At 63.8% G+C, this 20,014-nt stretch carries 21 protein-coding genes; 8 read left to right on the forward strand and 13 right to left on the reverse strand.

The features are described 5' to 3' along the window. The first annotated feature begins 513 nt into the window (after positions 1–513). Positions 514–1,128 (forward strand): recombinase family protein, encoded by a 615-nt coding sequence (locus ACQY9P_RS04050; protein ID WP_421736545.1) that lies wholly within the window; start codon positions 514–516, stop codon positions 1,126–1,128. On the opposite strand, the gene ACQY9P_RS04055 is transcribed toward ACQY9P_RS04050, so the two are convergent. The 7 genes from ACQY9P_RS04055 to ACQY9P_RS04085 all read right to left on the reverse strand — a co-directional run bounded on the left by ACQY9P_RS04055 (position 1,125) and on the right by ACQY9P_RS04085 (position 8,198). Beyond that, a complete protein-coding gene (locus tag ACQY9P_RS04055) occupies positions 1,125–1,907 on the reverse strand; it encodes a HEPN domain-containing protein (protein WP_421736544.1) in 783 nt (260 codons plus the stop codon). The two genes, ACQY9P_RS04050 and ACQY9P_RS04055, sit on opposite strands and share 4 nt — an antisense overlap. Further along, the gene (locus tag ACQY9P_RS04060) at positions 1,907–3,115 is read right to left on the reverse strand and encodes a DUF262 domain-containing protein (protein WP_421736543.1); all 1,209 of its coding nucleotides are present in this window, start codon (positions 3,113–3,115) and stop codon (positions 1,907–1,909) included. The genes ACQY9P_RS04055 and ACQY9P_RS04060 overlap by 1 nt, the downstream gene beginning before the upstream one ends. Before the next feature lie 251 nt (positions 3,116–3,366). Then, positions 3,367–4,899: a hypothetical protein gene (locus tag ACQY9P_RS04065; protein WP_421736542.1), complete on the reverse strand. Its 1,533-nt coding sequence runs from the start codon at positions 4,897–4,899 to the stop codon at positions 3,367–3,369. A gap of 397 nt (positions 4,900–5,296) precedes the next feature. After that, positions 5,297–6,181 carry an ATP-binding protein gene (locus ACQY9P_RS04070; RefSeq protein WP_421736541.1) on the reverse strand — a complete coding sequence of 295 codons (885 nt, stop codon included), beginning with the start codon at positions 6,179–6,181 and terminating at the stop codon, positions 5,297–5,299. A 122-nt stretch (positions 6,182–6,303) separates the two neighbouring features. After that, positions 6,304–7,254, reverse strand: a complete 951-nt coding sequence (gene gshB, locus ACQY9P_RS04075) for a glutathione synthase (protein WP_421736540.1) — start codon at positions 7,252–7,254, stop codon at positions 6,304–6,306. A gap of 119 nt (positions 7,255–7,373) precedes the next feature. After that, positions 7,374–7,664 (reverse strand): DUF1330 domain-containing protein, encoded by a 291-nt coding sequence (locus ACQY9P_RS04080; RefSeq protein WP_421736539.1) that lies wholly within the window; start codon positions 7,662–7,664, stop codon positions 7,374–7,376. A 171-nt stretch (positions 7,665–7,835) separates the two neighbouring features. Further along, positions 7,836–8,198 carry a thiol-disulfide oxidoreductase DCC family protein gene (locus ACQY9P_RS04085; RefSeq protein ID WP_421736538.1) on the reverse strand — a complete coding sequence of 121 codons (363 nt, stop codon included), beginning with the start codon at positions 8,196–8,198 and terminating at the stop codon, positions 7,836–7,838. Positions 8,199–8,962: 764 nt separating this feature from the next. Here ACQY9P_RS04085 and ACQY9P_RS04090 point away from each other — a divergent pair. Together ACQY9P_RS04090 and ACQY9P_RS04095 are read left to right on the forward strand one after the other, a co-directional pair. Then, positions 8,963–10,438, forward strand: coding sequence for a M20 family peptidase (locus ACQY9P_RS04090; protein WP_421736537.1), 1,476 nt, complete (start codon positions 8,963–8,965; stop codon positions 10,436–10,438). A 96-nt stretch (positions 10,439–10,534) separates the two neighbouring features. Further along, complete coding sequence (locus ACQY9P_RS04095; protein ID WP_421736536.1) at positions 10,535–11,641, forward strand: Rieske 2Fe-2S domain-containing protein; 1,107 nt, start codon at positions 10,535–10,537, stop codon at positions 11,639–11,641. Between the two features lie 94 nt (positions 11,642–11,735). On the opposite strand, the gene ACQY9P_RS04100 is transcribed toward ACQY9P_RS04095, so the two are convergent. Further along, positions 11,736–12,308, reverse strand: coding sequence for an SH3 domain-containing protein (locus ACQY9P_RS04100; RefSeq protein ID WP_421736535.1), 573 nt, complete (start codon positions 12,306–12,308; stop codon positions 11,736–11,738). A gap of 245 nt (positions 12,309–12,553) precedes the next feature. Between ACQY9P_RS04100 and ACQY9P_RS04105 the strand changes: the two genes are divergently transcribed. Next, complete coding sequence (locus ACQY9P_RS04105) at positions 12,554–12,724, forward strand: hypothetical protein (RefSeq protein WP_421736534.1); 171 nt, start codon at positions 12,554–12,556, stop codon at positions 12,722–12,724. A 64-nt stretch (positions 12,725–12,788) separates the two neighbouring features. Here the strand turns inward: ACQY9P_RS04105 and ACQY9P_RS04110 are convergent, their stop codons facing one another. Next, positions 12,789–13,415, reverse strand: a complete 627-nt coding sequence (locus ACQY9P_RS04110; protein ID WP_421736533.1) for a glutathione S-transferase family protein — start codon at positions 13,413–13,415, stop codon at positions 12,789–12,791. 106 nt (positions 13,416–13,521) lie between these two features. Here ACQY9P_RS04110 and ACQY9P_RS04115 point away from each other — a divergent pair, with 106 nt between their 5' ends. Continuing rightward, positions 13,522–15,213 (forward strand): acyl-CoA dehydrogenase family protein, encoded by a 1,692-nt coding sequence (locus ACQY9P_RS04115; protein ID WP_421736532.1) that lies wholly within the window; start codon positions 13,522–13,524, stop codon positions 15,211–15,213. Positions 15,214–15,318: 105 nt separating this feature from the next. Beyond that, positions 15,319–16,929 (forward strand): serine hydrolase, encoded by a 1,611-nt coding sequence (locus ACQY9P_RS04120; protein WP_421736531.1) that lies wholly within the window; start codon positions 15,319–15,321, stop codon positions 16,927–16,929. A 4-nt stretch (positions 16,930–16,933) separates the two neighbouring features. Here ACQY9P_RS04120 and ACQY9P_RS04125 read toward each other — a convergent pair whose 3' ends face one another. The 3 genes from ACQY9P_RS04125 to ACQY9P_RS04135 all read right to left on the reverse strand — a co-directional run bounded on the left by ACQY9P_RS04125 (position 16,934) and on the right by ACQY9P_RS04135 (position 18,484). Then, a complete protein-coding gene (locus ACQY9P_RS04125; protein WP_421736530.1) occupies positions 16,934–17,542 on the reverse strand; it encodes a TetR/AcrR family transcriptional regulator in 609 nt (202 codons plus the stop codon). A gap of 73 nt (positions 17,543–17,615) precedes the next feature. Then, positions 17,616–18,263, reverse strand: coding sequence for a TetR/AcrR family transcriptional regulator (locus ACQY9P_RS04130; RefSeq protein WP_421736529.1), 648 nt, complete (start codon positions 18,261–18,263; stop codon positions 17,616–17,618). After that, complete coding sequence (locus ACQY9P_RS04135; protein ID WP_421736528.1) at positions 18,260–18,484, reverse strand: hypothetical protein; 225 nt, start codon at positions 18,482–18,484, stop codon at positions 18,260–18,262. Before ACQY9P_RS04135 ends, ACQY9P_RS04130 begins: the two co-directional genes overlap by 4 nt. A 310-nt stretch (positions 18,485–18,794) precedes the next feature. Here ACQY9P_RS04135 and ACQY9P_RS04140 point away from each other — a divergent pair, with 310 nt between their 5' ends. Together ACQY9P_RS04140 and ACQY9P_RS04145 are read left to right on the forward strand one after the other, a co-directional pair. After that, positions 18,795–18,992, forward strand: coding sequence for a twin transmembrane helix small protein (locus ACQY9P_RS04140; protein ID WP_421738261.1), 198 nt, complete (start codon positions 18,795–18,797; stop codon positions 18,990–18,992). A gap of 26 nt (positions 18,993–19,018) precedes the next feature. Beyond that, positions 19,019–19,597: a cob(I)yrinic acid a,c-diamide adenosyltransferase gene (locus tag ACQY9P_RS04145; protein ID WP_421736527.1), complete on the forward strand. Its 579-nt coding sequence runs from the start codon at positions 19,019–19,021 to the stop codon at positions 19,595–19,597. Between the two features lie 9 nt (positions 19,598–19,606). On the opposite strand, the gene ACQY9P_RS04150 is transcribed toward ACQY9P_RS04145, so the two are convergent. Beyond that, entirely contained in the window at positions 19,607–19,876 is a 270-nt protein-coding gene (locus ACQY9P_RS04150) for a hypothetical protein (RefSeq protein ID WP_421736526.1), read from the reverse strand. Positions 19,877–20,014 lie beyond the last annotated feature (138 nt).

Below are 20,014 nucleotides of genomic sequence, written 5' to 3' on the forward strand. Positions count from 1 at the left end.
AAGAACAGTGCGCGCTTGCGCGGGTCTTCATCGTTCACACCCTGCGATATCAGGGCATGCCGGGGACCCTGCCCGCTGGCGGACTCGTAACGGCCCAGAAGGACCGCGACGTATCGACTAGCTGTTTGTTGAGGAACTGCGACGCGGTCGGCGAGATCATTCACCGAAAGCCCTGGCTCTATGGCCACGGATAGCAGTGCGACGAGCTGGGGAAGGTTCAGCTCGCTCTGCAGATCCATAAGCGCATCACGAAGGGCGATCGCAGTTGAGTGTGATTGGCTTGCGGACACATTTGGCCTCATAACGGGGTTCATACCCATATATGGGTTTATACGTTGGCGCAATGTATTTCGCCGGCCGATGGCTGCGCGAACCGGCGTAACCTTTGCTGAGATTGGGGCAGCAAAATTCACATAGTTTTAGTGACGTTCAATAGTGACAAGCGTCGGGCCTTGCCATTTGTGCTGTTGGCGGTGTCACTTAATCGAACGTTTGTGGAGCGGGAGAAGAAGCGTGCTGCTGGGCTACATGCGCGTGTCAAAAGCTGACGGGTCACAATCTTTGGATCTTCAGCGGGATGCCATGATCGCGGCTGGTGTGGAGCAATGCCACATCTATGAGGACATGGTGACAGGGAAAGCCGAGCATCGACCGGGCCTTGATCAGTGTTTGAAAGCGCTCCGAGACGGCGACACCTTGATAGTATGGAAGCTAGATCGGCTGGGTCGGGATCTGCGCCATCTCGTGAATCTGGTCCATGAACTCACCGCAAAGGGAGTGGGCTTTAAGGTTCTCACCGGTCAGGGCGCGACGATCGACACGACCACCCCCTCAGGCAAACTTGTGTTTGGAATCTTCGCAGCGCTCGCAGAGTTCGAGCGTGAGCTCATTCGTGAGCGAACTTTGGCAGGCTTGGCCGCTGCTAGGTCGAGGGGGAGATCTGGAGGGCGGAAGCCGAAAATGACTGCGGCGAAGGTTAGATTGGCTGCGGCGTCGATGGGGCAACCTGAAACCAGAGTTGCTGCCCTATGCCGCGAGTTAGGCGTCACGCGACAGACCCTCTATCGCCACGTCGGACCGAAGGGCGAGCTTCGGCCAGACGGCATCAAAGCCCTCGGACGGCGTTAAGTCCGCGGACCGGCCTCGGCCTTTGCTAAGAGCGCTTGGCCCAACGCAAGCAAGAAGCTTGCACTCTCTTCTACTTCAGTGTCCGACACTTCAGGGTCGGTGGCACCGTGAGCAATCTGATTGCGAAGTCGAACAGTATCTTCCAGCCTCTCCTTTGTGCGATTTAGGGCATCTCGTGTGCTAGCATTCTTGGACCAGCTCTTTAGGGACGGGTGTTTTACAAGTCCGTCTTCAAACGCCAGTCCCAGGCGCAAGCTTTTGAACAAAGTATCTAAACGATCTGACGTGCATACTCCTAGCAACGCCGTGAAGGCTCCCCCGTTCAACCGATAAGGTGTGGCATCGGAGAAGCAGGCGGAAAGATCTCTCTGAAGCTGTATAAAGTCAAAAGATACTCCGTTGATTGCTCTGTCGTGCATCTTCGTCAGAAGGCGTGCTGAACCGACAGTGTGCGCATTACGGATTACCTCGTCTAAAGCGGAATAAGTTTCCGCCTTCATCTGCGCCGCTTCGAGCGTAGCCTCGGCAATATCTGAAATTAGGCGCTCAAACGTGCCGTATAGCTGTAAAAGTAACCCTCTATGCAGGACCTCAGCCGGTGCCTTTCGACTCAGCGCGCGGCTAAGGTCAGCCTTGAGATCTGCCCGCATCCCTTCGCGCTTGAACAATTCGCCTTGGTATAGGACAAAAAACGAGTGATCACGACGAAGCGTGAGGTTAGCAACTACATCTTCAATGCGACTCGAGAACGTAGAGTTTGCGCGCTCGAAGCCGTCCATCAGATGTTTCCGACAATTGTACGCGCAACCAAAGCAATCCGATCTCTGATCGTCGCGGCTGTATTGCCGCGACCAACCATCAAGTCGTAATTTGGTGAGTCCGGGTGGGCCAACTGCGTTACAGCGCTGGAAATCGCCGCTGCACTTTCAACGATTTCCGCGCGACGAGGCATGAGGCGATGCATTGCGACCATTTGCGCATCGTACAGTGGTCGAGATAGCAGGCCTTGGGGTTTTGCCCCTACAGGCGGAAGTCTGAACGCTTGAGCCCCAAATACCTCAAGTGTCAAATCTAGCGCATTCTCGAACTCAGATCTCAGGTTCACTATTTCTTCCGGACCTGAGTTACGAAGGCTCTTCATGGTGTTGTCGAGCATCCCCCTGACGCCCCCAATTATTCCTTCATCTTTTCGAAAAGCAAAGAATCGTAGAACAATCTCGACATCAAGCATGCGCTTAAATAGCGTATTAGTTCTTAGCGCGTTGTCAGGAGTTAAATCGCTAAGGGTGTGTTCTTCATGCGAAGGTATTCCCCACGCATCCGTAAATCTGACGTCAGTCGCAAGGTTCACGACGAGCTTATTAAATGGTCCAGAGTACAGCGAGTTCCGAAGCTCTTGAGGATTTAGCTGCTCACCCCCCGTATTCAGGCGCTCGAATACCTGAGCTCTAAGGTCCATGTCGTTTACGCCAGTACCATTTGAGTCTGACATAAGAGTTATGGCAGAAATCTTTGCCCTCTCAAGCCCTCTGCGAACTATAGGGGGTAGTTGCGAAAAAGTTCTGTCGTTCAGGCCCGGCCAAATCTTCAATCCAGTTAAAGAAAATTTCCCCTGAAGAAAATCAACGATTGCATTCAATCGTTGTTGGCCGTCCATCACCTCAAAAGAGCCAATGTTAACTTCGTACAGAAAAACAGGTGGCACCGGGACATTCATAATAAAGCTCTCTATGAGCTTTGATTTCTTCGCATCATCCCATCGTAGACGGCGTTGATATTCTGGCCGCAGATTGCCCCATCGATCTTTCACGATGAAATCGACCACATGCGGCAAATACAGCTCGGATTTTTCCTGAACTACCCGGAGCCGTCCGGTCTCGAAATGTCGCTCAATCGCTCTATCAGTAGCGTCAGCCGACACCGCTGGTGGAACGGCGAGGTCTTCTGCCTCTTCTTCAAACCCTACGGTTTCTGCTGGTTGTTCCACAAATGCTCCGAAATTGCTTGTGTGCCGAGTAGGTACGGTAAGGCGCCCAGAAATCAACCGAGCGATTTAATGTTCCAGGCGCAAAGCAACCATTGGCGGCGACAGCGGTATCCTGGACCTGAATGATATGGCAATCGCTATACTTCAAGTAGCGGGGATGTGTCAGGCAAGCCGAGCTTCTGGCAGTAGCGAGTAAGATCGTGGTGGTCTGGGCGGCAGCGTGGCTGGCGGGCGACCGATCAATCCAATGATCAGGCTGCTGCGCTTGTGGGCTGATCAAGGTCAAATAGCGATCTGGCAAGCCCATCCAATTCCTCGGCGAGGACGCTGGCAAAGCGCCTTTTCGCCGTGTGAGCAACGATGCGGCCGGTTATGTCGCGGAACGCGTCCGGGCCAGGCCAAACACCCCGATTGCGCCCCTCTGTGTTTGAGCCGCGACTACCCATCTGCTGCGTCGCATGTTCGACTACGCGGGATAGCTCGATAATCGACATCTGCGAGCCGTCAACTTTCGCCACAAGTCCCAAGCTAATGCTCTCAGATGCCCGCCGACGCGACATCTCAAATGCGTATACCGAGCGGCCATCCACATCGATCCGCCCGATAGCAATCCGCCGGCCCCTCGCCATGCTATTCCACGATGGATTGCCCACCATCAGCATTGCTAAGTTGTTCGTCATTTGCAGCGGGTCTTGCGCCACGAGACCGCCGGATTGGTGTCGCGAGAGCCTGTTCATCGCTTTGACGAATACTGAGAGGGGATATTTTAGCTCTGTGACAGCAAACGATTCAAAGCGGCCCGCCTCAGTCGAAATAGCTTCGAACAGACGCCGTGACGGCCGTTCGAGCTGAGCGGGCGGGAAATAGGCCTTGCTGGGACGGAAAAGGACACCGCCAACTTTGGGATCGCTCCCCGGTGAGAGCGCTGAAAGTGCCTCCACCATTCGTATACGCCGCTCGACCTCGCGTGGCTGATTGCGTGCTAGACTCGCGACATCGTACTGAACTGCGACGCGGCTCAAGCCTGGGAAAGTGCGCCGCAGGGATTCGTGATGAGGGGACAATCGGGCGACTTGGATACCCGGTCGCCTTCGCGCCTCAAGCTTTGCGTCAAGTGCCACAACAGTATTGTGGCGCGTTCTCGGATTATATGAGGCATCGTCAATATTGCCGGCATCGCTTTCGTTCATCCCATATGGTAGTTTGACAACGAGCTTGCTGAAAGGTGCTGGTCGATAATCGCTTATTATTGCCGAGGCTACAAAAGCGCGTTCCTGTGCTACCAGCATAAAGCGTTCGACAGAAGAGTTTTTGCCAAGAAGCGCGAGGGAATGCTTGCCCTCAGGCAGCATCAAGGTGGATCGAAAAATACCACCCTCCCTTCGCTCAGAACCCAGGCTAGCGTCTGAAGCTTCCTGCCAAAGCTGCAGCAAATCCGGAGAATTCAAAAGCAACGCTAGGTGCAAAGCGGATGCGCGATCAGCCAATCCCGCAACGGGAGCTATTTGGAACACACCAGGCTCTATGAACCGAGTTTCCTCTGGATCGAACAGCCCATCGCCCGGCGCACCGTAAACAGCGCTCATGAAACTGTCGGCTAGCCAGCTAATAGGCCCAAAATAAAAGCGCAATATCTCGCTGGAAGGTATGTATATTCGCCGGCTGTCGTGATCCCCCACGCAAGCTGATGGTGCCAGGAGGATCATGCTTGAGACTGGTTCGTCCTCCCGACGCTCGCCGCTAGTTTGATAACGACCGGGATAAATCTCCTTGAGCTCAGTCAAGAATCTTGGTCGAAAGTTTGTGGCCTGTCTCATGTTCAAGTCGGACCGTTGCCCAACTAGCGCTCTTCCTTCAAAAATTGACCCTGCGCGCAGTACTGACAGCTGTTCCAGAGGTGCCCATGCTTGGAGGATGGAGCCGAACCTTTGGCCCGTCTCGTCTAGTTGTGCGAACTCGCACTCGACCTCGTAGCCATCGGTTCGAACAGCGCTCTTGCGCATGAACATTTGATTGGTGAGCAGAAGCCTCTGATCACTCGGAATCCAAGGTAGGACGAGCGGGTAATCAGCCATTTCGCCATGGGGCACAGAAGGTGTGTTCAGCATGGATGCAGCTTGCAGGACTCATCGTAAGCAGTTTGCTACCGGCGCTTGTCTCGCCTTTTCTGTTGCGGCGAACTCATCGAGTGTTTCTGCCGATCATCGTCTTTTGCGTACTCACACCGCCGCCGGTGAGGGCGGCCATGCTGGCCGAGTGGTGCGGTGACCGAAACGGCCGGGCGCGGGTCAGCGCGCCGCGCGCGATCAGCCCCGCCACGGAGTGGACCATCGAGGTTTGCAAGAGCTCGGTCGAGGTGAGCGGTGGGAGAAGTCCCGGCAGGCGCTGGGCCAGCATCGACTTGCCCGAGCCCGGCGGCCCAACGAACAAGAGGTTGTGGCCCCCGGCGGCGGCGATCTCCAGCGCGCGCTTGGCGTGCTCCTGGCCCTTGACGTCGCGCAGGTCCTTGGCCCGCTCGCCCTCGATCACCGGGCCGGGCGAGGGCGCGCCCAGCACCTGGCTGCCCCGAAAGTGATTGATCAGCGCCACCAGCGAGCGCGGGGCCAGGATGCGCGTGCCGCCGGCCCAGGCGGCCTCCGGGCCGCTGGCCTCGGGACAGATCAGGCCCAGGCCCAGGGCGCCGGCGGCCATGGCGGCCGGCAGGGCGCCGGCGGCGGGAACGATGCGGCCGTCCAGCGACAGCTCGCCCATCGCCGCCCAGCCGTCGAGCGCGTCCAGCGGAATGACCCCGATCGCCGCCATCACCGCCAGGGCGATCGGCAGGTCGAAATGCGTGCCCTCCTTGGGCATGTCGGCGGGGGCCAGGTTGGCGACGATGCGCTTGCCGGGCAGCGAAAGCCCCAGCCCGGCGAACGCCCCGCGCACCCGCTCGCGGCTCTCGGCCACGGCCTTGTCGGCCAGGCCCACGATGACGAAGACCTGCTGACCGGTGGTCAGCTGCACCTCGACATCGACGCGCCGGGCCTCGACGCCCTCGAACGCGACGGTGACCACCTTCGCCGCCATGAGCCCCCTCGCGGATAAGTCGACTTATCCACAAACGAACCATGGGGCGAAGGGCGTAGCAAGAACAAAAAACGAACGTTTCGGGAAATCAGCGCGCTGGCGGGCGCGCTTCATCCTCTGACCTAGCTCTGGTTGCGGATCGCCTCGATGCGGTCCCACAGCGCCGCCGACGCGTCGGCGCCGCCGAAACGCTTCAGCTGCTGGGCGCCGGTGGGCGAGGTGACGTTGATCTCGGTCAGGTACTCGCCGATCACGTCGATGCCCACGAACAGCAGGCCGCGCCGCTTCAGTTCCGGCGCGATGATGGCGCACAGTTCCAGATCGCGGGCGGTCAGCTCCACCGCCTCGGCCCGGCCGCCGACGCGCAGGTTGGAGCGCACCTGGCCGGCGGCGGGCACGCGGTTGATCGCGCCCACCGGCTCGCCATCGACCAGCAGGACGCGCTTGTCGCCCTTGCTGACGGCCGGAACGAACTTCTGGGCGATCACCTGCTCGCGGCCGATCATGGCGTGCAGTTCCAGCAGGGCGTCGAGATTGGGATCGTCGGCCAGCAGCCGCGCCACGCCCGAACCGCCGCCGCCGTAGAGGGGCTTGAGCACGATGTCGCCATGTCGGGCGCGGAAGTCGTAGATCGCCTCGTAGTCGCTGGTGATCAGGGTGGGCGGCTGCACGCCGGGGAAGTCGGTGACAAACAGCTTTTCGGGCGCGTTGCGCACCTCGGCCGGGTTGTTGACCACCAGGGTGTGGGGGTGAACCTTTTCCAGGAAGTGGGTGGCGGTGATGTAGGCCATGTCGAACGGCGGATCCTGGCGCATCAGCACCACGTCGATGTCGTCCTTCATGTCAATCAGCACGCTTTCGCCCAGTTCGGCGTGCGCGCCCTTGGTGTTGGTCAGCACCAGCGACTGGGCGCGGGCGAACACCCGCCCGTCCTCCATCGACAGCTTGTCGGGCGTATAGACCCACAGCCGGTGACCCCGGGTCTGGGCTTCCATCATCATCTGGAAGGTGGTGTCGGTGTCGATGTTGATCCCCAGCACGGGATCCATCTGGACGGCGACTCTCAACGACATGGACGACTCCGGATCAGGCTGGCGCCGGGGTCAGGAACGTCCCGCGCCGCGAGTGTGTAGTTAAGGCGGCCAGGGGGGGAATGCGAGAGGGGAGTTGGGGGATGGGCCCGAGGCCAGCCTCAATCGCACCCGTCGACCAGCACCAGTTTGCTGTCGGTCGTCCTGTGGCGCAGGTCAAAGAGCGCCTGAGCGTCGGGATCGTCCAGGAACGCTTTGGCGTGCTGGCGGGAGGGGAATTGCAGAATGACCATCCGCTCAGGCGCCCAGCCACCCTCCATGACGGTCGGCTCGGCGCCCTGAACGATATAGGTCCCGCCATGCTTCTCGATGAAGGCGGGAATCCGGGCGGCGTAGGGCAGGAAGCCGGGAAGGTCGCGAATGGCGAAGTCGAGCACAAGATAGGCCTTCATCGTCTATTCCCCGCGTGGACAGATCGCGGATCCTAGCGCCGACGCGCTACCGCCTCCAGGCAATGTGAGGATCGGCTTGGCGAGAGATGTCCGGCGTTGGGCGCGGGTGCAATGCGACGCGCTCGGGAAACCGCGCCCTGGTCCATCGGACACGGCTGGATCGCGCTGAGGTCAAGCCGGCGTCGTCCAGCGGGTCACAAGGCGCTGCAACCGGGGCCGCGCGCGCAGGAACCGGCGGTAGCTGAACTCCAGCGCCGCCAGCACCCAGGGCTGTCTGGCCGCCAGGCCGAAAGGGCGGAGCAGCGGAATGGCGCGCCACATGGCCGCGAAGGCGGCCGCGCCGGACAGCAGCACGCCATCCTCGGCGGCGTGAAAACGCGCCAGCAGATCGGCGCGGTCGATCGGGCATTGGGCGTCGCCCTCCGCCGCATCGATGAAGTCGATGGCGCCCGACCGGTCGAGCCGCCGCATCAGGGCGATCTCGCGCAGGCAGAGCGGACATGCGCCGTCGAACCAGACAGTCAGTTGGGCCATGCCCCTAGACTAGGGATCCGAGCGCGTCTTCGCACCGGCTATCTGAAAATAGGCGCGCGGGCGGCCCGCCTCGGCGCGAGAACGGGGATTGGCAGCGCCCAATCCCCGTGTTTTCGGGGATGAAGTCCAGCCCGATCAACGGCTTGTGAAATAGTTGATCGCGCCAATCCTCCGCGTTCAAACCGCCCGCATAATGATCTCACCTGACAGCACGGGAAGGGCGCACGTACGGCGACCGTTGCGGCTGTCAGGGGTGGTCGAGCGGGTTGAGAGGACAGGGGACGTAAACCTGTCCATCGGGGATTGGCCAAGGTCCCCGCCCGTCCGAAGGTTCGTTCCGGGTCCTCCGGAATCGGCGAGGCTGCAGCCCAAGGCTGGGTCCGTCGCGAGGAGGAGCGCCCGGATGGGTGCAAAGGGTTGAACGAGACCCGCGCGTGCCGGCCAGAGGGATAACGATCACGCGGAGCGTTCGTCTTCGTCGAAACGGTACTACTCAAACTCACATCCGGGCGAGGCCCGGACGCTCCGCGACCCTTCCCATCACCATCGCAGCTTCGGCGCGAGGTCGCTGACACTTGCCCCCTACGGGCTGCTGCGCAGCCGTCTTCCCCCGGAGGGGGAAGATGAAACGCGCCGACCTCATCTTCCCCCTACGGGGGAGGACGACCGCGAAGCGGTCAGGAGGGGGCCAGCGCCCCCACAGGGGATTGGCAATCGCCCCGCGCCGCCGCAAAGTCCCAACAACTGTTTGGGGGAGACGCGTGATGGGTATCGCAGGCAAGGCCGGCTTGACGGCGGTGGGACTGGTGCTGGCCGTGGCCGGCGTGGTGGCGGTGCGGACCGCGACCTTCAAGCCGCCCGCGACGGTGGATGTCGCCAGCGTCCGCCTGGTCGCCGCCCGTCCGGTCGATACGGCCAAGGCCGCCGCCGACCTCGCCCAGGCCGTGCGCTTCCAGACCGTCAGCCACCAGGACAAGGCCGACGACCAGCCGGCCGAATGGGACAAGCTTCACGCCTGGCTGCAGACGACCTATCCCGCCGCCCACGCCGCCATGACCCGCGAGGTCATCGCCGAACACACCCTGGTCTACACCTGGACCGGCTCGAACCCGGCCCTGCCGCCCATCGTGCTGATGGCCCACCAGGACGTGGTGCCGGTGACGCCGGGCAGCGAAGGCTCATGGACCCATCCGCCGTTCGACGGCGTGGTGGAGGGCGGCGCCGTCTGGGGTCGCGGCTCGATCGACGACAAGGGCTCGCTGGTCACGCTGTTCGAGGCCCTGGACGGGCTGGCGGCGGGCGGGTTCAAGCCGGTTCGCACCGTGATCGTCGTCAGCGGTCATGACGAGGAGGTGCGCGGCGTCGGCGCGCGGGCCGCCGCGGCGCTGCTGAAGTCTCGCGGGATCAAGGCCCAGTTCGTGCTCGACGAGGGCATGGCCGTGGTCGAGGACCATCCCGTCACCGGCAAGCCCACCGCCATCATCGGCACGGCCGAAAAGGGCTATGCGACGATGAAGATCGTCGCCCCGGCCGTCGGCGGCCACTCCTCGGCGCCGCCGCCCGAGACCGGCGTGGCGACCCTGGCCCGCGCCGTCCTGGCCATCGCCGACAAGCCGTTCCCGATGAAGTTCAACGGCCCCGGCGCCGACATGCTGAAGTCGCTGGCCCCGCACGCCTCGCCGGTGGTCAAGATGGCGGCCGCCAACACCTGGCTGTTCGCGCCCCTGCTGATCCAGGTCACCGCCAAGACCCCGGCCGGCGCGGCCATGCTGCACACCACCATCGCCCCCACCATGTTGAAGGGCTCGCCCAAGGAAAACGTGCTGCCGCAGGACGCCACCGCCTGGATCAACTATCGCATCGCGCCGGGCGATAGCTCGGCCAAGGTGATGGCCCAGGCCAAGGACGCGGTGGGCAAGCTGCCGGTGCAGCTGTCTTGGACCAAGACGCCGGACGAGCCGTCGAAGGTGTCCTCAACCACCTCCGACGCCTGGAAGACCCTGGCGGGTCTGGCCGCCGACGAGAGCAAGGCCCCGGTCACCCCGGGCCTGGTCACCGCCGGCACCGACAGCCGCTACCTCGCCCCCGTGGCCGCCGACGTCTACCGCTTCCAGCCGCTGGTGCTGAAGGTGGACGAGACCAAGATGATCCACGGCACCGACGAACACATCACCCTGGCCAATGTGGAACGGATGGTGCGGTTCTATCAGCGTCTGGTGGAGACGGCCGCGTCGCGGTAGGCGAGGCTGGTCTCGCCGGCTCCGTTTCCGGGGCGCGAGCGACGAGCCGCTCAAGGCGTCGTGAAAAGCCAACAAACTCGGCTATAAGATCCCCCCATGCCCGACGACGCCTCCAAACCCGCCACCAAGTCCGCGCCCGCCAACAAGTTCGGCGAGGGCTTCGTTACCGACGCCTGGTATGTCGCCGCCCTGTCGCCGGACCTGAAGCCCGGCAAGATGGAGCACCGCGAATTTCTGGGCGAGCCGGTGCTGCTGGGCCGCACGAAAGCCGGCGCGGCCTACGCCATCCGCGACGTGTGCCCGCACCGGGCCGCCTCGCTGTCGGCCGGTCGGGTCAAGACCGAAGCCAACGGCGCCGAGAGCGTCGAGTGCCCCTATCACGGCTGGCGGTTCGGCACGGACGGCGCCTGCACGGCCATCCCGTCACTGACCCCCGACAGCGAGATCGACATCGGCAAGGTGCGGGTGCGCCGCTATCCGATCGTCGAGCAGCAGGGCCTGGTCTGGATCTGGATGTCGTCGGACGCCCGCTTCGACGGCGAGCCGCCGGAGGCCCCGCCGGTGATCCCCGGCGTGGTGGGCGGCAAGCCCAAGCTGGTCGACCACCTGGACTATGACATCCATATCGACCACGCGGTGCTGGGCCTGATCGACCCGGCCCACGGCCCCTATGTGCATCAGCAATGGTGGTGGCGCACCACCGCCAGCCAGCATGACAAGACCAAGCGCTTCGCCCCGTCGGAAGCCGGCTTCACCATGGTGCGGCACGAACCGTCGAAGAACTCCAAGGCCTACGCCATCCTGGGCGGCGAGCCGCTGACCGAGATCACCTTCCGCCTGCCCGGTCTGCGCTGGGAGCATGTCACCGTCGGGAAAAAGCAGGTGCTGGCCCTGTCGGCCATGACGCCGATCAACGCCAACAAGACCCGCATGAACCAGATCATGTGGTCCGACCACTGGGCCTTCACGGCCCTCTATCCGATCATCCGGATCGCCGCCCGGGCCTTCCTGCGCCAGGACGGCTTCATCGTCGGCGTGCAGAGCCAGGGCCTGCAGTCCAACCCGCCGCTGATGTGGGTGGGCGACGCCGACCAGCAGGCCCGCTGGTACCAGCAGTGCAAGCGCGAATGGCTGGCCAGCCGCGCCGAGGGCCGGGCCTTCGTCAATCCGGTCAAGGAGACCGTGCTGCGTTGGCGCACCTGAGCATTACGCGAATAAGCCCGCCTGGCCGGGGGACCAGACGGGCTCTCGTTGAAGCGCGACAAGGGACAGGAGTCGCGCTCCAGACCTCTAGGCCTTAGGCCCGGTAGACATAGGCGCTGGAAACATAGCCGACGCCGACGCCGTCCTGGCCGACCAGGATCCACTTGCCGTCACCGGTGCGGCCCAGGGCCTGGAAGGTCTGGCCGGCCGGAACGCCGCCCACCTTGGCGCCGCGGATCGAGGCCGAGGCGCGCAGGTTCAGGTTCGAGCGGGCGACGAACTTGTCGTTGATGCGCGTCACCGGCGCGGCCTGGACCGACTGGGCGTAGCGAGTGCCGTCGCTCTTGTAGGTGCCGCCGACCGCCTCCCGGGCGTCCTTCTTCTGCATCTTGCAGCCGACATAGGAACCGGCGCCCGCGCCGACCACGGCGCCGATGGCGGTGCCCGTGCCACGGTCGTTCTTGGCCAGGTTGCTACCGGCGACCGCGCCCAGCAGGGCCCCGAGCACCGCGCCGCCTTCCTGCTTGTGGCCCGAGGCGTTGCAGCCGACGACGCCACCCAGGCGCTGCTCGACGGCGAAAGCCGACGGGGCCGAAACCAGGGTCAGGGCGCTGGCCGAGGCGGCCAGGGTCAGAGCGATGGTCTTGAAAGTCTTGAGGCTGGTCATGTCGATAGTCCTTCGTCCCGATTGAATGTGTCCGGGGTCATCAACCCCGTGAGACAGACCATGACAGGGTGAAGCTGAACGGGGTCGGCGACCCGACCGACAGATTTCGTTCATGTGGAAAAAACTTCGGGGGCGCGTCCCGACGGCTTGCGGCAAGACGGTTGAGGCGGTCACAGAGCCGCGTCGTCTTGCCATCGAAGCGCGAAGGCGACCCGCCCGGACCGCGCCGACCTTGGAGACCGCGCTTGAAAATTTCCAGCACCACGCCGCCGATCACGCCGCCGACGGCGGAAGCCGCCGAAGGTCCCGGTCCCGAAATCCGCAACGATGGCGACGGTGACGACGCCGCCGCCAAGACCTCTCCCCGCCCGGCCCTGCCGCCCGGCCAGGGCGTCATCGTCGACAAGAGCCTCTGAACGCACGCCTCCCCGCCAGATCAGCGCCGTCGGCCCTGACCTGGTGGGGAGTGACACCGGGGGATCAGGCCCCCAGCGCGTAGGGCCCGCTCTTGTCCAGCGCCGTCTTCCAGGCCGGGCGGGCGTGCATGCGCTCGATCCAGGCGGCCATGTGCGGATATTCCGGCAGCTTGCCCATGGCCTTGGCGACCTCGGGCACGAAGCTCATCTGGATGTCGGCGCCGGTCAGGGTGTCGCCGACGAAGAACGGGCGACCGGCCAGGCTGTCGTTGACGAACGCCAGATGATTGGAGATCTCGGACTGGATGCGTGGCTGCAGCGGCGCGCCGCCCTCGCCCAGACGGCCGACATACATGTTGAGCATCAGCGGCAGCATGGCCGAGCCCTCGGCATAGTGCAGCCACTGCTGATACCGGTCATAGTCGGCCGACGCCGGATCCGGGGCCAGACGGCCGCCGCCATGACGGCGAATGACGTAGTCGATGATCGCGCCGGACTCGATGACCGTCAGGTCGCCATCAACGATGACCGGCGACTTGCCCAGCGGATGCACGTCGGTCAGCGAGGCGGGAGCCAGGCGCGTCTTGGGATCGCGGGTGTGGAAGACGATCTCGTAGGGAAGGCTCAGCTCCTCCAGCAACCACAGGATGCGTTGCGATCTGGATTCGTTGAGGTGGTGGACCTTGAGCATGCTTCTTCCCCTTTTTTGTGGACTTATGCTGCGCTGCGACATTGCTCGCAGATGCGAAAAGCTCCAGAGTGAAAGAAAACAACTGTTTGGCGCAGGGGAGCAAGCGATGACCGACACGATCGTTCAGGACACCACCGAAATCATCCTGCCGGGCCTGACGGGCCTGTTGCGCGACGCCGCGACGGCCGCGCAGGGCTTCGTCGACCACGCCCGCCCCGCCGTGAAGGCCCGCATCGCCACGCCCGAGGGCAAGGTGGATCGCAAGCTGGCCGACCTTGAGCAGCACAGCGTTCACGGCTTTGGCTGGTATGCGTCCTATGCCGAGCTGATGAACCAGGTCGCCGGCTGGGCCGAACGCCTGAGCGCCGCCGGTCAGTTTGGCGAGATCGAGGCCCTGCTGGCCCAGCTGCTGTTCGCGGAATACGCGTCCCAACTGGTGGGCGGGATCGCCATGAACCAGGGCGAGGTCGTGCGCCCCGCCGATCTGACCCCTGACCGCGAGGTCCTGAACCGGTTGTTCGCTCCCGCCCTGGTCACCCTCATGACCAAGGGCGGCGGCCAGGCGGTCAAGACCGCCATCGCCAAGCGCCTGGCCGAGGCGCGCGGTCGTCCCACGCTGGAAAACACCGGCCTGGACGAAACCTTCGAGATGATCCGCGACCAGTTCCACGCCTTCGCCGAGGAAAAGGTCACGCCTTTCGCCCACGAATGGCACCTGAAGGACCAGCTGATCCCGATCGAGCTGGTCGAGGAGCTGGGCGCGCTGGGCGTGTTCGGCCTGACCATCCCGGAAGAATATGGCGGCAGCGGCATGGGCAAGACCGCCATGTGCGTGGTCTCCGAGGAACTGTCGCGCGCCTGGATCGGCGTCGGCTCCCTGGCCACCCGCTCCGAAATCGCCGGCGAGCTGATCCTGACCGGCGGCACCGAGGCCCAGAAGCAGTACTGGCTGCCGCGCATCGCCAGTGCCGAGATCCTGCCGACCGCCGTCTTCACCGAACCCAATACCGGCTCCGACCTCGGCGCCCTGCGCACCCGGGCCACGCTGGAAGGCGAGCAATATGTGGTGACAGGTAACAAGACCTGGATCACCCACGCAGCCCGCGCCGACGTGATGACCCTGCTGGTGCGCACCGAGCCCGGCACCTCCGACTATCGCGGCCTGTCGATGCTGCTGGCGCCCAAGCCCCGCGGCGTCGAGGGCGACGACTTTCCCGCCCAAGGCATGAGCGGCGGCGAGATCGGCGTCATCGGCTATCGCGGCATGAAGGAATATGAGCTGGGCTTCGACGGCTTCACCGTGCCGGCAGCCAACCTGCTGGGCGGCGTGCCGGGCCAGGGCTTCAAGCAGTTGATGGCCACGTTCGAAAGCGCCCGCATCCAGACCGCCGCCCGGGCCGTCGGCGTCGCCCAGGCGGCGCTGGAGACCGGCCTGGCCTACGCCATGGACCGCAAGCAGTTTGGCCAGGCGATCTTCGAGTTCCCGCGCGTCGCCAACAAGCTGGCCATGATGGCCGCCGAAATCATGGGCGTGCGCCAGTTGACCTATTTCGCCGCCGCCCAGAAGGACGAGGACAAGCGCTGTGACCTCGAGGCCGGCATGGCCAAGCTGATCGCCGCCCGCGTGGCCTGGGCCGCCGCGGACAACGCGCTGCAGATCCATGGCGGCAACGGCTTTGCCATGGAATATGTGGCCAGCCGCCTGCTGGCCGATGCGCGGATCCTCAACATCTTCGAGGGCGCCGGCGAGATTCAGGCCCAGGTGATCGCGCGCCGACTGCTGGATGGCGGGAACTGATTGAACGCACTCGTCCCGGTGCAGCGGCGATGAGTGGTGGTTTATGCCCCTTGTGGCCGGGCTGAAGGCAAGCTTAGCTTCGCCGCCTCGCACCAAGGACATCCCATGATTGCCACGACCCGCCGCGCCGCCCTGCTGTCGGCCTTCGCGACCACCGGCCTCGCGGCTTTCGGTGGCTCGGCGAGGGCCCGGGAGACGGGCTCGGTCGCCGCGGCGGTCGACACCTTCGCCCAGGAGGTCATGGCCGCCTTCCCCGACCAGCCGGGCCTGGGTGTGGCGGTTGTCGAGAACGGCGAGATCACCCTGGCCAAGGGCTATGGCGTCAAGCGCCTGGGCGCGCCGGCCAGGTGCGACGAGAACACCATCTTCGGCATCGCCTCCAACACCAAGGCGATGACGGCGGCGGCCCTGGCCATGCTGGTCGAGGAGGGCAAGGTCGAGTGGGACGCGCCGGTCACCCGCTACCTGCCCGACTTCCAGATGATCGATCCGGTGGTCACCAAGCTGATGACCGTGCGCGATCTGCTGGTGCACCGCAGCGGCCTGACCCTGGGCGCGGGCGATCTGATGATCTGGCCCGATCCCAAGCACAGCCGCGCGGACATCGTCGCGGGCCTGAAATACCTGCCGATCGGCGGGCAGTTCCGGGGCGGCTACGCCTATGACAACGTCCTGTACGTGGCCGCGGGCGAGGTGATCGCGGCCGTCACGGGCAAGCCCTGGGAAGTCTTTATCCAGACGCGCATCCTGTCTCCCCTGGGCATGACCGACACCGTGCCCATGCCCTCGATGGTGGACAGGAGCCGGCGGGCGGAACCGCATTGCCGGATGGGGCCGCCTGTGCGGGGCCTAGGCCCCCAGACCGTGCTGCCCTTCGACGGCAGCTTCGATTCCGCCGCCGCGGCAGGGGGGCTCAACACCACCGCCAGGGACATCGGCAAGTGGATGCGGGTGCAGCTGGCCCTGGGCGCCCTGCCCGACGGCAAGCGCCTGTGGAGCGAGGCCTCGGCCCGCGAGATGTGGAAGCCGCAGACCATCACCAGCTCATCCGACGGGCCCACCGCGGAGAACCCGGTGCGACCGTCGATCCAGGCCTATGCCCTGGGCTGGTTCGTGCAGGACCATCGCGGTGAACGGCTTCTGTCTCACACCGGCGGCCTGGCGGGCTTCATTTCCTACACGGGACTGCTGCCGGGTCGGAAGTCCGGCATCATGATCATGACCAACGCCGAGGAGAACCCGGTGCTGCGCTCGCTGCGCTACGGCGGCCCCGATCGCCTGCAAGGCCGCAGCGACTACGACTGGATCGCCTCGAGCAAGCGGGTCAAGGCCGAGTCAGACGCCCAGTTGCTGAAGGATGTCGCGGCCGCCACCACACCCAAGAGCGGCGGCGCCAAGCCGAGTCTGCCGCTTTCCGCCTATGCCGGCGTCTATCGCGACCCCTGGTACGGCGCCGTGACGGTCAGCGAGACAGGCAAGGGCAAGACCCGGGGTCTGAAGGTGTCTTTCGACAAGACGCCGGCCCTGCGGGGCAAGCTGATCCCATTCGATGGCGAGACCTTCCAGACGGTCTTTGACGACCGCACCCAGGAGGACGCCTTCATCAGCTTCGACGTGGCGAACGGCGTGGTGACTTCAGCCCTGGTCAAAGCCGTGTCGCCCCTGGCCGACTTCTCCTTCGACTATCAGGACCTGCGCCTGAAAAAGGAGAAGTGACCGTCTAGCGCGGGCGCCATCCGTCCGAGATGGCCATGATCTGCTGGTCCATCGCCGCCGACATGACGCTGGCGTCGCCCTTGCCGCCGCTGCTGGCCGCCATCCGGTAGTTCCAGGCATACACGGCCTTGAGTACGTCGATGGCCACGTCCTGATCGAGATCAGGCCGGATCTCGCCCCGACGAACACCTTCGGTCAGGACTTCGCGCAGCATGTCGGTCAGGCGCTCGTTACGCCCATAGGGCGTGACCCCAGGGTCGATGCTGGGGCTGTAGGAGGCGGCGATGTGGGCGAGGAACAGTTTCACCCGCCGGGTCTCGAACTCGTAGTGGATCGCGAAGATCGAGCACAGCCGATCGACCGTCGAGCCGCGCAGGAAGGGCACGACGCGATCGAACTCCGTGTACAGATCAGAGAGCCTGTGATCCATCACGTGGCTCAGCACCTCGGCCTTCGAGGCAAAGGTCGTGAAAACGCTGCCGACCGAGACACCCGCCCGCTCCGCGATCGCGCGGATGGTGGTTTCCTCATAGCCGACGTCGTTGAAAAGGTCGCGGGCGGCCTCAAGGACCTTCTCCCGCGTCGCCTTTTTCTGTTCGTCTCTTACGCCCAAGCCCGTCCCCCTCGAACACGCTAGCGTCGTTTAAGATGTAGAGGACGCCCCACCCCTCCGGGGCGTCCCCCAATCAGGCGCGGGCGCCCGCGAAAATGACTTTCAGTTGATCCGAAAGCCGCGCCAGCAACGCGTCCGCCGACCACCCGTCGAAGACGGCGCGGCGATAGTTGGCGACATACACGTCCCAAGTCATTTCAGCCAAGAGCTTTGCATTAATATCGCTCTTCAATTGACCTTGATCGATACCACGCTGGGTGACTTCGCCGATCAGGCGGAAGATGTGCTTGACGTCGGTGCGAGCACGACGCTCGGCGGCGTCGGAGCGCGTCCATGACACGGCGATGCTGGCGCGCAGCAACGGCAGTTGATCAAGATGGAAGCTGTAGGCGACGCCGAACAGGCCCAGCAGCGCCTCGTCGACGGTAGCGCCCGCACGGGCGGCCTGGACCATCTGGGCGTAGATGACTTCGTAGTCGGCGGTCAGGATCTCATCGAAAAGTTCGGACTTGTCGGAGAAGCTGGCGAACACAGCACCCGTCGACATACCGGCGGCCTGCGCGATGTCCCGGATGGTCGCGCCTTCATAGCCGCGCTCACTGAACAGGCGACGGGCGGCCGACAGGACGCGTTCGCGCGTGCGCTGCTTGGCCAGGGCCCGGCGGGTCAACTTGACGGGTGCGTCGGTCGCCGACTCTATATTCACGGATACAAAGCTCATGCGGCGGCCTCCAGGCGAGCGAGGGCGGCCTCGGCGCGCTTCTCAAACTCAGTGCAATACTCATCGACGACATTCTGAAGAACGTCGGCGTAACGGCGCGCCAGTTGGCGGCCATCCTGCGCGGCGTCGCGCAGGTCGGTGATCAGTTGGCGGACTTCCGCCATGGCGTCTTCGCGTTCGGACGCGGAGAACGCGGCGACGGCTACAGAAGCCTTTGCCATGATTTTTCTCCTGCCTCCCCGCTGGGAATGAAGCGCTGAACGATCTGCGGTGAGGAGGTGATCATGTTCAACGAACGCATACTTTGAAATCGGATCGGGGGCATTATCGTCGTACAGAAGCGATTGCAACCTTCAAACAAACCAAAAATCGACGAACAATGGCTTGGGGGACATATATGATGCTGGTTTATGATTGCCAGTGCGACAAATGCACTCAGCGAACTCGTTCGGCGAATTGACTCATCGGACGCTGTTTCGCGAAGAACGCAGCGCTATGGCAAAGCCTGTGACGAACCCCTATCCTATCGCCATGGACAGACTGTTCGACTTCCTCGTGCCAGCGGTGCTGCTGGCGGTGCTCTCGGCCCTCGGCGTGGGCCTGTACGCGCTCTTCAGGGGCGGAGAGTTCGGCCGCTCCTACTCCAACAAGCTGATGCGGCTCCGCGTCCTGCTCCAGTTCGTGGCCATCCTCGTGTTGGTGGCTGCATTCTGGTGGCGCACGCGCTGAAAATCGATAATGGCGGTCCGCGACCCATGGTCACGCTCAACAAGATCTACACGCGCACGGGCGACGGCGGTTCGACCCGCCTGGCCACGGGAGCCCCGGTCAGCAAGGCTTCCTTGCGGGTCGAAGCCTATGGCGGCGTCGACGAGACCAACGCCTGCCTGGGCGTGGCGCGACAACACACCACGGGCGACGCCGAGCTCGATGCGATGCTGGAGCGGATCCAGAACGACCTTTTCGATCTGGGCGCCGACCTGGCGACGCCGGAGCAGCATGAAAAGCCCGCCTGGGAGCCGCCGCGAATCGTTGAAAGCCAGGTCGAGCGACTGGAGCAGGAGATCGATCGCCTGAACGGCGCGCTCGAGCCGCTCAACTCCTTCGTTCTTCCGGCGGGATCACCGGCCGCGGCGGCCCTGCATGTGGCGCGCACGGTCTGCCGCCGCGCCGAGCGGGCCGTGGTTCAGTTGGCCGAGACCGAAGGTGAGATCGTGGGCCAGCCGGCGCTGAAATATCTCAACCGGCTGTCGGACCTTCTGTTCGTCGCGGCCCGCTGGACCAACGACCAGGGCCGCGCCGACGTGCTCTGGAAGCCGGGCGCGACGCGCTAGGCCCAAAGCCTACTTCTTGGCAGGCGCGATTTCCGGCTTCGGCGCGGGGGCGATACGCGCCTCGCCATTGATCGGCGGCACGTTCAGGGGACGGTGTGTCAGGGTCTCGATCGAATAGACCCGCCCGCACTTCATCCACTTGGCGGCCCAGGGGCGGCCCTGCGCCTCGCAGCGCGCCTTCGGCCAGACCCACATGTAGTGGTAGGCGAAAATGGCCGCGCAGCTCACGACGAACAGGCCGACAAAAATGTTCTTCAGGCGATTGATCGTGCGGTTCATGGCCCGCGTCTTTAGTGGCCGTCCACAGGCCTGACCAGCCCTTTCGCGCGACGGGCCTGTCCGCGCGGGCGGACGCCGGCCGCGAACTGTCGTACAGTTGTTTGAACCCTGAGCGCAATGCTGCTTTACGCTTACGCG

This window comes from Caulobacter sp., assembly GCF_965279145.1.
Classification (GTDB): Bacteria; Pseudomonadota; Alphaproteobacteria; order Caulobacterales; family Caulobacteraceae; genus Caulobacter.

Coding starts and splice junctions, on each gene's coding strand:
- ACQY9P_RS04140 (WP_421738261.1), top strand. CDS start 18,795: ATGGACAGACTGTTCGACTTCCTCGTGCCAGCGGTGCTGCTGGCGGTG.
- ACQY9P_RS04095 (WP_421736536.1), top strand. CDS start 10,535: ATGCCCGACGACGCCTCCAAACCCGCCACCAAGTCCGCGCCCGCCAAC.
- ACQY9P_RS04150 (WP_421736526.1), bottom strand. CDS start 19,876: ATGAACCGCACGATCAATCGCCTGAAGAACATTTTTGTCGGCCTGTTC.
- ACQY9P_RS04135 (WP_421736528.1), bottom strand. CDS start 18,484: ATGGCAAAGGCTTCTGTAGCCGTCGCCGCGTTCTCCGCGTCCGAACGC.
- ACQY9P_RS04115 (WP_421736532.1), top strand. CDS start 13,522: ATGACCGACACGATCGTTCAGGACACCACCGAAATCATCCTGCCGGGC.
- ACQY9P_RS04090 (WP_421736537.1), top strand. CDS start 8,963: ATGGGTATCGCAGGCAAGGCCGGCTTGACGGCGGTGGGACTGGTGCTG.
- ACQY9P_RS04145 (WP_421736527.1), top strand. CDS start 19,019: ATGGTCACGCTCAACAAGATCTACACGCGCACGGGCGACGGCGGTTCG.
- ACQY9P_RS04120 (WP_421736531.1), top strand. CDS start 15,319: ATGATTGCCACGACCCGCCGCGCCGCCCTGCTGTCGGCCTTCGCGACC.
- ACQY9P_RS04100 (WP_421736535.1), bottom strand. CDS start 12,308: ATGACCAGCCTCAAGACTTTCAAGACCATCGCTCTGACCCTGGCCGCC.
- ACQY9P_RS04070 (WP_421736541.1), bottom strand. CDS start 6,181: ATGGCGGCGAAGGTGGTCACCGTCGCGTTCGAGGGCGTCGAGGCCCGG.
- ACQY9P_RS04055 (WP_421736544.1), bottom strand. CDS start 1,907: ATGGACGGCTTCGAGCGCGCAAACTCTACGTTCTCGAGTCGCATTGAA.
- ACQY9P_RS04080 (WP_421736539.1), bottom strand. CDS start 7,664: ATGAAGGCCTATCTTGTGCTCGACTTCGCCATTCGCGACCTTCCCGGC.
- ACQY9P_RS04085 (WP_421736538.1), bottom strand. CDS start 8,198: ATGGCCCAACTGACTGTCTGGTTCGACGGCGCATGTCCGCTCTGCCTG.
- ACQY9P_RS04130 (WP_421736529.1), bottom strand. CDS start 18,263: ATGAGCTTTGTATCCGTGAATATAGAGTCGGCGACCGACGCACCCGTC.
- gshB (WP_421736540.1), bottom strand. CDS start 7,254: ATGTCGTTGAGAGTCGCCGTCCAGATGGATCCCGTGCTGGGGATCAAC.
- ACQY9P_RS04110 (WP_421736533.1), bottom strand. CDS start 13,415: ATGCTCAAGGTCCACCACCTCAACGAATCCAGATCGCAACGCATCCTG.